This is a genomic window from Pseudoalteromonas sp. S4492 (assembly GCF_005886115.1).
GTDB classification, from domain to species: domain Bacteria; phylum Pseudomonadota; class Gammaproteobacteria; order Enterobacterales; family Alteromonadaceae; genus Pseudoalteromonas; species Pseudoalteromonas gelatinilytica.
Genome location: NZ_PNCP01000346.1, coordinates 1 through 337 on the forward strand (window position 1 = coordinate 1; position 337 = coordinate 337).

At 46.0% G+C, this 337-nt stretch carries 1 protein-coding gene; it reads left to right on the plus strand.

Annotated features, from left to right (window positions below; all coding sequences use genetic code 11):
- Positions 1-337: hypothetical protein (locus CWC28_RS22210; protein ID WP_171038376.1), on the plus strand; the 337-nt coding region annotated here is incomplete at both ends.

A 337-nucleotide genomic window follows, 5' to 3' on the forward strand; every position in this document is an offset into this window, starting at 1 on the left:
AATGGAGAAGTAGTAACAAGCTGGCCTGAAAACCCTCAGGAAACGAATCTTTGTGGCTTGGCTCAGGTAGTGCGCCACCCCAGTCGAGATGAATTAGCCCTGTTATATACAGGTTCCAGTGTCATTGTTTTATTAGAGTGGAATGGTTCATCTTTTTCAGAGAAGACGCGTTTCACTGCCAGTGAGTTGCCAGGACTGAACCAGCCCATTAGTGCAGCCTTCATAGAAACAGAGAACGAAGAAAGCAATCTTCATGTAGCCATGCAAGGAAGCCGTCAAATTGCCCGCCTGCAACTCACACCGGTTAACGAAACCTTTTATCAAACAAGATTTCCTG